This is a genomic window from Ekhidna sp. (genome assembly GCF_039940915.1).
Lineage (GTDB): Bacteria > Bacteroidota > Bacteroidia > Cytophagales > Cyclobacteriaceae > Ekhidna.
The window spans coordinates 475,770-487,313 of sequence record NZ_JBDVFO010000001.1; the positions used below are offsets into that span (position 1 = coordinate 475,770).

Annotated in this window: 10 protein-coding genes; all 10 read right to left on the reverse strand. The window is 38.0% G+C overall.

Annotated elements, in window-relative coordinates; genetic code table 11:
• Nucleotides 1–2 precede the first annotated feature (2 nt).
• Nucleotides 3–974: a Gfo/Idh/MocA family protein gene (locus ABJF57_RS02165; RefSeq protein ID WP_462231698.1), complete on the reverse strand. Its 972-nt coding sequence runs from the start codon at nucleotides 972–974 to the stop codon at nucleotides 3–5.
• Nucleotides 971–1,555, reverse strand: coding sequence for an acyltransferase (locus ABJF57_RS02170; RefSeq protein WP_462231696.1), 585 nt, complete (start codon nucleotides 1,553–1,555; stop codon nucleotides 971–973). The genes ABJF57_RS02165 and ABJF57_RS02170 overlap by 4 nt, the downstream gene beginning before the upstream one ends.
• Nucleotides 1,552–2,658, reverse strand: a complete 1,107-nt coding sequence (locus ABJF57_RS02175; RefSeq protein ID WP_462231694.1) for a DegT/DnrJ/EryC1/StrS family aminotransferase — start codon at nucleotides 2,656–2,658, stop codon at nucleotides 1,552–1,554. Before ABJF57_RS02175 ends, ABJF57_RS02170 begins: the two co-directional genes overlap by 4 nt.
• The gene (locus tag ABJF57_RS02180) at nucleotides 2,655–3,602 is read right to left on the reverse strand and encodes an SDR family oxidoreductase (RefSeq protein ID WP_462231692.1); all 948 of its coding nucleotides are present in this window, start codon (nucleotides 3,600–3,602) and stop codon (nucleotides 2,655–2,657) included. The genes ABJF57_RS02175 and ABJF57_RS02180 overlap by 4 nt, the downstream gene beginning before the upstream one ends.
• Nucleotides 3,599–4,849, reverse strand: a complete 1,251-nt coding sequence (locus tag ABJF57_RS02185; RefSeq protein WP_462231690.1) for a nucleotide sugar dehydrogenase — start codon at nucleotides 4,847–4,849, stop codon at nucleotides 3,599–3,601. The genes ABJF57_RS02180 and ABJF57_RS02185 overlap by 4 nt, the downstream gene beginning before the upstream one ends.
• Nucleotides 4,846–5,913 (reverse strand): Wzz/FepE/Etk N-terminal domain-containing protein, encoded by a 1,068-nt coding sequence (locus tag ABJF57_RS02190; RefSeq protein ID WP_462231688.1) that lies wholly within the window; start codon nucleotides 5,911–5,913, stop codon nucleotides 4,846–4,848. Before ABJF57_RS02190 ends, ABJF57_RS02185 begins: the two co-directional genes overlap by 4 nt.
• Nucleotides 5,913–8,525, reverse strand: coding sequence for an SLBB domain-containing protein (locus tag ABJF57_RS02195; protein WP_462231686.1), 2,613 nt, complete (start codon nucleotides 8,523–8,525; stop codon nucleotides 5,913–5,915). Before ABJF57_RS02195 ends, ABJF57_RS02190 begins: the two co-directional genes overlap by 1 nt.
• Nucleotides 8,526–8,544: 19 nt before the next feature.
• Nucleotides 8,545–9,816 carry a 3'(2'),5'-bisphosphate nucleotidase CysQ gene (gene cysQ, locus ABJF57_RS02200; RefSeq protein ID WP_462231684.1) on the reverse strand — a complete coding sequence of 424 codons (1,272 nt, stop codon included), beginning with the start codon at nucleotides 9,814–9,816 and terminating at the stop codon, nucleotides 8,545–8,547.
• Nucleotides 9,817–9,878: 62 nt separating this feature from the next.
• On the reverse strand, nucleotides 9,879–11,180 hold the full coding sequence (cysN, locus tag ABJF57_RS02205; protein ID WP_462231682.1) for a sulfate adenylyltransferase subunit CysN: 1,302 nt from the start codon (nucleotides 11,178–11,180) through the stop codon (nucleotides 9,879–9,881).
• Nucleotides 11,181–11,531, reverse strand: coding sequence for a four helix bundle protein (locus ABJF57_RS02210; RefSeq protein WP_462231680.1), 351 nt, complete (start codon nucleotides 11,529–11,531; stop codon nucleotides 11,181–11,183).
• Nucleotides 11,532–11,544 lie beyond the last annotated feature (13 nt).

Genomic DNA, 11,544 nt, shown 5'->3' on the forward strand with positions numbered 1-11,544 from the left:
ATTTACTTTAAAAGAAATGGGTGCTTAGTGAGTTGATTTTTTGCATATGGGTGGTAATCACCTTTCAATCCAACAGGATCTTCATGTCTAATATTGTGCACTATTTCAATTGCTTGCAATGTCTCTTTTATACCATAGCCGTTACCTTTTAAAATCTCTTCATAGGATTTTGTATGTAAATCTGTAAAACCACTGCTAAATTCTAATTCTTCTCCTTCGATAATAATAGACCTGAAGGTTCTTTGTCCTTTTTCCTTAATAGGCTCAGGAATAACATCGTAATTAATTGAAAGGAACCAGCGAACTCTCGCTTTTTCAAACTCTAAATACCCTGCGGCTCTATCATGTGTATGGACATGAACTACATTCTTTTTGACAGTTCCAAAGACCCATGAAAGCATATCGTAAAAGTGAACGCCAATGTTGGTGGCAATACCACCAGATTTCGACACATCACCCTTCCATGATGTGTAATACCAATGACCTCTACTTGTAAGATATGTTAAATCTACATCGTAAATCTTATCCTTAGGTCCGTCTTCAATTTTTTTCTTTAAGGCTATAATACTAGGATGAACCCTCAACTGAAGAATGTTCCAAATCCTTTTCTCGGTTTCCTCTTCTACTTTTGATAGTTTATCAATATTCCATGGATTTAAGACTAAAGGTTTTTCACAAATAGCATCAGAATCCCTTCTCAAAGCCATTCGTATATGGGCATCATGCAAATAGTTTGGTGTACATATTGACGTATAGTCAATATGCTTGTTTTGTTCGTATTTCAATTTTTCTATGTGCCTGTCGAATCTTTCAAACTCTACAAAGAAATCAGCATTCGGAAAGTATGAATCTATAATCCCAACACTATCAAAAGTATCTAGAGCCGCAATCAATTGATTATTGGTATCCTTAATTGCTTTCATATGCCTTGGTGCAATGTATCCTGCAGCACCAATTAATGTAAAATTTTTCATCGGCTAATTATCTTTTCTACCTGCTCGTCTTTTAATTTATATTGGTCGTCGGATTGAGTGCAAAAGGCAAGACCTTCTTCATTAAATACTAATCTCTGACCGTGCTCACTCATCCAACCTACCTGCCTTGAAGGATTCCCAACGACTAAAGCATAAGCTTTTACCTCTTTTGTAACTACTGCACCAGCACCAATGAATGCGTATTTACCTATATTATTTCCACATACTATTGTCGCATTGGCTCCTATCGAAGCCCCTTTCCCTACATGTGTTTTTGCATATTCATTCTTCCTATTTACTGCACTTCTCGGATTTATCACATTAGTAAATACCATTGAAGGTCCAAGAAATACGTCATCGTCACATATTACACCTGTATAGATAGATACATTATTTTGCACTTTACAGTTTTTACCAAGAATGACTTCTGGTGAAATGACCACATTTTGTCCAATATTACAGTTTTCTCCTATTTGGCAATCATGCATTACATGGGAGAAATGCCAAATTTTCACTCCCTTATCTATTTGACAAGGCTCATCAACGTAAGAAGACTCATGCACGAAAACGTCATTACTCATGAGTAAAATGATTTGATTGTTTCGCAAATAAAACTCTGCTCTTCACTTTTAAGGTGCGTATGCATTGGAATTGAAAGGACTTGCTTAGATAGCAAATCTGAATTCTTAAACGCTAAATCTGTATAATGACAATACGCTTTTTGCTTCGGTATAGGCAAGGGGTAATAAATCATACTTGGTATTCCTGCGTCAGCTAAGAATTGTTTTAGCTTATCTCTATCATTTATGACTTTGAGTGTATATTGATGATATACATGCGATGAATATTCAGTTCTAGCTGGTATTCTTATTTGATCAGATATCACCTTTAAGTTTTCATCATATACTTGTGCGGCTGCTTGCCTTTTGGCTAAATAATTATCTAGTTTTTTCAATTTTTCAATTAAAATGGCAGCCTGAAGAGTATCTAAGCGCGAATTAACACCAATGGAATCGTGATAATATTTTTTTGATTGCCCGTGATTGGCAATCATCTTAATCTTATCTGCCAAACTTTCATCATTTGTAATAAGAGCTCCACCGTCACCATAACAACCCAAGTTCTTAGATGGGAAGAAAGACGTAACTCCAACGTGTCCGAGATTACCAGCCTTTTTTCCTTTGTATCTGCTCCCAATAGCCTGTGCCAGATCTTCAATGATAAAAAGATCATACTCATTTGCAAGCTGTATTATTGGATCCATATCGACACACTGTCCATATAAGTGAACCGGCACTATAGCTTTTGTCTTATCTGTTATGGCGGCACGCACTTCATCAGCTTCTATATTAAATGTATTGGGATTTACATCAACAAATACAGGCTTAATGCCAAGCAAAGCAATTACTTCAACCGTTGCTATGTAAGTAAATGCTGGAACAATAACTTCATCTCCGGGTTTGATCCCTAGTGCCATCATCGCAATTTGAAGCCCATCAGTTCCATTGGCACATGGAATCACAAAGTTAGATTCATTCCATGCTGAAAGATTTGAAGCAAATTCTTTAACAGATGGGCCATTAATGAACGATGAAGTTTCTATCACAGAATTAATAGCTCTATCAATATCTTCTTTGATATCCAAATACTGTCCTTTAAGATCAACCATTTGAATCTTTGTCATATAGTTAGTTCTTTATACCATTTGAATGTTGCTTTTAATCCGTCTTCTATTGAATATTTTGGATCATATCCTAAAAATTTGCGGGCCTTACTTATATCTGCTAGACTGTGCTTTACATCTCCTTTCCTTTCCTCACCAAAATTCACTTCCAAGTTTGAATTCGCTTCTTTTCTTATAAACTCAAACAGCTCAACAAGAGTGGTACTCTTCCCATATGCAACATTATACACTGCATTGTAGCTTTCCAGAGGTGCTTCCAATGCCTTAATGTTTGCTTCAACCGCATTTTCCACAAAAGTAAAATCTCTACTTGTCAATCCGTCACCATATATGATTGGGCTTGATTCTTCCAAAATAGCTTTAATAAATAAAGGTATTACCGCTGCATAGGGTCCCTGTGGATTTTGTTTCGGCCCAAAAACGTTAAAATATCTAAGACCTATGATGTTTAAACCGTAAACTTTGTGGAATACATCCGCATACAATTCATTAACATACTTAGTTACTGCATAAGGTGATAACGGTTTACCTATTCTTTCTTCTTGTTTAGGCAATTCAGCTGAGTCGCCATACGTAGATGAAGATGCCGCATATACCACCTTTTGTACACCGTTATCTACGCATGCTTTAAAAACGTTAAGAGTACCTTCTATATTGACACGGTTGGTTAGTAATGGATCATTTATCGATCTTGGGACTGAGCCAAGGGCAGCCTGATGGCTTACCAAATTTACTTCACGAGTTAATTTCAAAAGAAGATCAAAATCTAATATGTCTCCATTTATAAAAGTAAAATTTGTATGATTCTCAAACTCACTAATATTCTCTTCGGATCCTGTCGATAAATTATCTAAACAGGTAACAGCAAAGTCATGCTCTAGTAATGACGCAATTAAATTGGATCCAATAAATCCAGCACCTCCGGTTACCAAGATTTTCCTCATAACCTTTTATCGACCTCATTCTTATCCAGAATACCTTTTACATCATAAACAACACAATTTGTGTTTTTTAGGTTATCTAAATTCATGGCCAGAAATTCTTTGTGGGATACTGCCAGAACAATACAATCATATGTATCCTCCGGACTGCTGATCAAATCAACATCATACTCCTCTTTTACTTCAACTTTATCTGCCTGAGGATCAAATACGTCAACCTCCAACCCAAAAGAAGAAAGTTCATTAATTACATCTATAACTCTAGAGTTTCTAATGTCAGGGCAGTCCTCCTTAAAGGTAATTCCCATTACTAAAGCTTTTGCTCGCTTAATGGCAAGCCCCTTATCTACCATCAGTTTTATGATTTGATTGCAGATATAAACTCCCATATTGTCGTTGATTCTCCTTCCTGCTAAAATAACTTCTGGATGGTAACCTACTGATTCAGCCTTATACGTTAAATAGTATGGATCTACACCAATGCAATGGCCGCCTACTAATCCCGGTTTGAATGGAAGGAAGTTCCATTTAGTTCCAGCAGCTTCGAGAACTTCACTCGTATCTATTCCTAATCGGTCAAAAATCACAGAAAGTTCATTGACGAATGCTATGTTCAGATCTCTTTGTGAATTCTCAATCACCTTTGCCGCTTCTGCAACCTTGATTGAAGCAGCTTTGTGAGTTCCAGCAGTTATTATGGTGTTATATAAATCATCAATCTCATTGGCTACCTCCTCTGTGCTTCCTGATGTCACTTTTTTTATGCTTGGTAAGCGATGTACCTTATCACCGGGATTAATCCGTTCTGGCGAATAACCGCAGAAAAAATCAACGTTGAATTTTAATCCACTTTCTTTTTCTAAAATCGGCACACAATCCTCCTCCGTACAGCCAGGGTAAACTGTTGATTCGTAAATCACAACATCCCCTTTCTTTAATATACTACCAACTGTCTTCGAAGCAGAGAGTAATGGTGTCAAATCTGGTGATTTGGCTCGGTTGATAGGCGTAGGTACTGTTACGATATGTATATCTGCCCTTTGGAGGTCTTTCACATCACATGTAAAAGATAGTTTTTTTGCTTCTTTTAGCTCATGGCTTTCAACCTCTAATGTTCTATCTAAACCACTATTAAGTTCAGAAATTCGCTGTTTACTAATGTCAAATCCAACTACGGTCCTATTTTTTCCAAATTCTACAGCTAACGGCAAACCAACATAGCCAAGTCCTATTACAGATATACTTTTCATTTTTTTATTATACTCTTAATTGCAATGTAAAGCGTCGAAACAATCACCCCTAAAAAGGTTATCGATAAAATAAGAAGCTTTCGGTTCGGCGAAGATCTTTCAACGGGAATTTTAACAGGTTCAAGAATGGTAAACACAGGTGTTTTTTCTTTAACCTTAATTCTTGCCTGTTCTAGTTGTGTTGCCAAACCTTTATATACCTCAAATGAAATATTCATTTCATTTTGGAGTCGCTCATATTCAGTTTTAACTATTGAATTTGAAATATTTCTATTTCTATCAATAAATCTAGCTAAATCGCGTTGCTTCACTTGATAATTCTCTTTTGAATCGGCAAATCTTTCTGAGATAAACAATAAGTTATTTTCTTCTTTTTCTACTCTGTATTTAGTGATATCATTTGTCAAATTCAGAACTAAAATATTAGCTAACTGAGCAGCAGCGACTGGGTCAGGCATTTGAGTAGATACGCGAATAATAGTTGTTTTAGGGTCTACTGAAACATTTAACCGATCCGCATATCCTTGTATAATATTCCATTCTTCTTTGGAAAATCTCATCATACTATACGAGTCTTGCGCTTCCATTTTAGCTGACGAGAAAACATTTTTTAATTTACCAGGAAGGCCAATTGTATATTCAGAAAGTAAACCAAGAAATGATGGTCTTTCATTTTTAAAATAGTCGAAGCTTGTAATAGTCGTATCAATTCTTTCAAAATATAAGGAAGTGTTGATCAGGTTTTGTAGAAAAGGTGAGCTTTTTACAATTTCCGGATATAGCTCTGGGGGTAAAGATCCGCTTTTTGCCATATTCAGATTAATTCCTGCCAGTCCAGCTAAACCTCCCAAACCTCCCAAATCTGAACTGACACCTTCCTGATTCTCAGGCATAAGCTTACAAGAAGCGATGTATTCAATTTTTGCGGTAAAGGCAATAACCAGTCCAAATACAAAGAAAAAAGCAGATATTTTAACAATAAATAATCGATTGAGCCAAATGTCTCGTGCTAGATCCTTGAGATCTATTTCATACTCAGTATTAGTTTTTCCTGTTTCCTCCATCACTGACTCAATCTATCAATTATCAATGCAATGGTTGCCAAGGATGAACTTATTCCAAGAATTTCCTGAACGCTCAACTTTCTCCTAGGTTCCTTTTGTGGGACAATAATATCAGCCCCTGGCTTAACTTTTGGAAAAGTTTTGAAAAACAAAAAGTTCTTAGTCCGTTCTGCTGAACCATTTGCGTAAACAATGTATGATTTTCCAACCTTGGCCTTTGAAGAAAAACCTCCAGATGCAGAAACATAGTTTTTGAAAGAAATTCCTTCTTGAAATCTCACCGTATTGGGGTATAGTACCTCACCTTGTATCCCTACTGTCTCTAATTTCTTAGGAATACTGATTAAATCTCCATCCTTTAAGATTAAATCATATTCAGAGTTTGGTTTTTCTAAGATTTTCTCTAGTTCTATGCCAATCGCTTGTTGTTCTATAAGATCTTCGGATCCGCTTACCGAATCCCTCAGCAGCAATTTCCTCAGCTGTTGTGCTCTAAAAATTCGTGCCTCAAGTTCATCCGTTGACTCTTCAATCTTAAAGGCTTCAGTCAATTCCTTTTCATACTCAACCAGCTGCTTCTCCACAAGGTTATAGTTTTCAATTGTTGATTGGCCTCCCGTGAACTTCTTTTCCAGTTCCTTTCTCTTTATTTCAAGTAACGCTTGTAATTCTTTTTTCTCAAACTGAGTTCGGTAATATTCTGTTCTTCTGATCAGTGAAGCGCCTTCCGCATAACCGTATTGTGTTATTCCACCTGCTCGTTTTATGACGTCTGAAATTTGATCTTCATTGGTTTCGAGTGCATAATAGCCAGGAAAATTAACCTCTCCTTCGATCCTTACTACCTTATGTTTTCGTATGAAGGGTGTCGATTTTATCAATACTAAATCAAAGGGTTTAAGCACAAACTCTGAGGCTTGAGCGTTGATCGAAAGGTCTTTATTGATTTGGAAGGTGAAGATTTTGGAAGATTTTGACAAATCTTCATCTGTCACCAACCGTCTGGCAACTTCAATGGTACTTGTGCTGGCGTCTTCTTTCAATCCCCCAGAAATATTTATTAAATCCTCAACGGTCATGCTATCAATGAAAGGAAAGGCCCCAGGGTTTCGAACTTGTCCATCTATGGTTACCAATTGCTCTTCTTGTAGATCGAAAATGGAAGGGATAATCACCAAATCATTCGGACTCAGAATGAAGTCTTGGCTGCCTGCCATAACGCTCTTCACATCGAAAGCAATATTTTGTAATGATAAATCATCAGACAATCGAATGATGTTACCGCGAACCAAATATGCGTCTTCTCTTACACCATCCGCAAGTGCCAGCAGTCCTGAAAGCGTTAGCTCGTTTGTCAATTCGTAGTACCCCGACCTTTTAACGGCTCCATCAATTTTCACTCTATTACTGTAAGTATTTAGCACCTTGGAAACAAAAATAGAGTCCCCATTGTGCATTAACTCTGAGCCAAACTGCTCTTGCCTGATGGTGGAAACCATTTTTTGGGAATCTCCAATCCTATCAATCGTAATACGATCTTTAAACGCTTTCTCATCAAAGCCACCAGAAATGGCAAGCAAATAATCAAAAGTTTCGTCATCTTTCAATTCATAAATGGCCGGATTTTTAACAGATCCTGCAATTTTCACCCGCTTAGCATATGGTTTGACAACTACCACATCTCCGTCTTGCAATTGCAGGTTTTGATCTTCTTCTCCTTCAAATAGATATTTATAAACATCAAAAACAGCTATTTCGCTACCATTTCTAACCAGCGTTATGTTTCTCATTGAGCCATTTTTAGATGGGCCTGCTGCTTGATATAAAGCATTAAACACCGTCGAAAAAGAGGATAGCGTGTACGTCCCTGGTTGCGTCACATTACCAACCACATTTACCTTAATCGACCGAACTTGACCTAATGACACCTGAACAAAGGTGTTAGGGTTATTCCCCTTCAATCCAGAATAAATGCTGGAAAGTTTGTTGAAGATTCTTTTTCGAGCTGATTGCACAGAAATTCCCACCAGTGAAATCGGGCCTACTCCGCTTATCAGTATCCTACCATCTGGGCTAATGACCTGCTGATAGGTGATCTCTGAAGCCCCGTAAATATCAATAACCACTTCGTCACCAGCACCAAGAATGTAATTCTCGGGCGTAGGCAAGTTCTGTGAAGGTTCAAATGAAGGTTTTACAGATTCAAAAATTTCCTTTCCAAAAACTTGCAATCCCTCAGGCGTGGCAACCTCATCGTTTTTAGTGTTGAGTGAATTAAAGAAATCGTCCTGCTGGTAATCTTTTCGTACCCTGGATGTGGGACTATCTATTTGTGTGTCTGTGCCTTTCAATTGAAGTTGGCGAATTCTGTTTCTTAGCTTGGTAATTTGTGTGCTTGACATGCCCCGCTGTTTAGCCACCAGCTCAAGTTGGTCAAGCGTAAGACCATTTTCTTTGGCTCGATCTAAAAAGCTTTGAACCTGTGCATCGGAAAGTTCATCTACGTTTACAGAATTTAGCTGGCTTGGTGATAAGTTGTTTGGGTCCTGTGCTTGGATTTGACCTCCAACAACAAGTGAAATAAATATCAAGCAGTACTTCAAGAATTTCATGTAATAGATTGATTCCTAATTAAGAGGGCAAAACTATAAAGGATGGATTTAATAAGTCCTCTTTATTGTAAGATAATGGAGTGATTTCGTTTTCGAAAACAACTCGTCCTCCAGCTTCTGAAACAATTGCGTGAGCTGCGGCGGTGTCCCACTCCATCGTAGGTGCAAATCGAGGGTAAACATCAGCTTCTCCTGATGCCACTAATAAAAATTTCATGGAACTCCCCTTGGATACAACATCCGGATTTTCAAATTGTGCCACATACTTTGAAGTTTCTTCACTCATGTGTGATCTTGAAGCTACAACCTTAACCCCAGACTCCTTTAAATCTCTTTTGGTTGTATTCAGTTTTTCAACCGTCCCGTTTGATTCTCTATAAGCCCCACTTCCCCTGCTCGCCCAGTATATATCACCAATCACCGGAGGATAGACAACTCCTAAAATCGATTCATCTTTATGAATAAGGGCAATATTAACGGTGAATTCGCCATTCTTTTTGATGAACTCTTTTGTGCCGTCCAGCGGGTCAACCATCCAGAAATATTCCCAGCTAGCCCTTTCACTGTAAGGGATAGCTATTCCTTCTTCGCTGAGAATGGGTATGCCTGTTTTTTCAAGGTAAGAAACGATGGTGTTATGTGCTGCTTTGTCAGCTATGGTCAATGGTGAGTCATCCGATTTTGCTTCAATCGCAAAATCTCCAGATTCATAAATATTCATTATCTCCGTTCCGGCAGCAAAGGCTGCTTTTTTTGCTATTTCTAAGAGTGACTCTAATTCAACAGAACCCACCCCAAACCCCTCCAAGGAGGGGAATAAGTTATGATTGGAAATGTTAGGCCGCTTATCAGGTAATGATTTTCCTTCTATGGCCGACCCCAATCCCCTCTTGGGAGGGGTGGGGGTGGGTTTGTCATTACCTTCCTCATGTTCTTCAATCCAATACTCAATGGTTCGGATAACATTATCCATTCTTTTCTTGACCTCTAAATCATCGAATCTTAAAAAAACAACTCCTAATTTCTCGAGAATTGACTGGCGTTTTCGATCTGCTTTGTAGACATCCTCATTATCATGACTATTCCCGTCAATTTCTATTGCAAGTTTCAGATCCTTGCAATAGAAATCGACAATAAACTCATCTAATGGCTTTTGACGGTCAAAATCATACCCTTTAATTTTCTTTTGCTTTAGCTGATCCCATAAAAGCACTTCAGAAAAGGTCATATTTTGTCGCAGTTTTTTTGCTAGGTTCTTGAGCTTCGGGTTATAAGGAATAATTTTTCTCATAATAGCCTATATTTTCATTCACAACTTCCCCCCCCTCATCCCTCAAAGAAGGGGATTGGGTGTTATATGATCATTCCGGCAGCCACTGTTTCGTTTGTGCCTTCATCTACTAAAATTATGCTACCTGTATTTCTGTTTTTCTTGTATGAGTCAATCAACAGTGGCCTTGTCGTGCGAATTTGTGCTCGACAAATATCATTTGCTGTAATGCTCTTTTCTTTCTCATTTCTATGTAGCGTGTTGATGTCCAGTTTGTAGCGAATGTCTTTAATCATCGCCTTCGCTTCTGCAGTGGTATGGCGAATGGTGTATTTTGTTCGCGGCTGTGGTCCTTTATTATTTAACCAGCAAAGCATCACATCAATGTCCTGTTGTGGTTCAGGCTGATTATGTTGCCTAACTATCATGTCTCCACGACTGATATCTATGTCGTCTTCCAGCGTAATGGTAACTGACATTGGCGCAAAGGCTTCTTCAATTGATCCATCAAACGTATCGATCGATTTAATTTTGGAGGTAAATCCAGACGGCAGCACTGTAACTTCATCACCTGGCTTAAACACCCCGCCAGAAATCCTTCCTGCATACCCTCTGTAATCGTGGTGTTCGTCTGTCTGCGGCCTGATAACTGTCTGTACCGGGAAGCGACAGTCTATGTGATTGTGATCGCTTCCAATGTGGATGTTTTCCAACGTATACAATAAAGTGGATCCTTCATACCATTTCATGTTGTCACTTCTATTGACCACATTATCGCCTTTCAATGCACTGATAGGAATAAACTGAACATCCTTCACATCAAGTTTTGAAGCGAAATTCTCAAAATCACTCTTTATTTCATCAAACTTCTCTTGCTCATAGTCGACCAGGTCCATCTTATTTACGCAAACAATGATGTGGGGTATTTGGAGCAGACTGGCAATGATTGAATGTCTACAGGTTTGCTCAATCACTCCTTTACGTGCATCAATCAGAATCAAAGCTACATTAGCTGTTGATGCTCCTGTAACCATATTTCTCGTGTACTGAATATGACCTGGGGTATCGGCAATGATGAATTTTCGTTTGGGTGTTGCAAAGTATCTGTATGCCACGTCTATTGTAATTCCTTGTTCCCTTTCGTCTTTAAGACCATCCGTCAATAAAGCCAGATCAACATCGGTAGCTCCTCGCCTTTCGCTTGTTTGTTTTACTTGATCTAATTGATCTTCAAAAATTGATTTTGAATCGAACAACAATCGACCAATCAAGGTGCTTTTACCATCATCTACGCTTCCCGCCGTGGTAAAACGTAGCAATTCCATATCTAGGTAGCTATTGGCTTTAGCTATTGGTTGTTGGCTGTTAGCTGTTGGCTTATCCATTTATTTTAGTTTATTTCTTAATGAATTCATTTGCTTGGAACATTTGTCAATCAGCTCCATAAGTGTAGCTAAATTATCTTTTGATATATATCCCAAATTATCGGATATGATTAGTTGTGTTTTGAGTTCGAAAGCAGAGCCTAAGCTAAATTCGGTAAACCTCTTGAACTCTTTTTCAGAAAGTCGACTACAGCCCTCTGCAAAATTTGATGCAATAGAAACCGAAGCCTTTCTCAATTGAGAGATAATTCCAAATTTCTCTTCCTCAGGAAAGAGCTTTGTCAATTCATAAATATCTACGAAAATCTTAATTCCATCTTTCCAAATATCATACTTTGTATAATCTCTCATAGCTAAAGGCCAG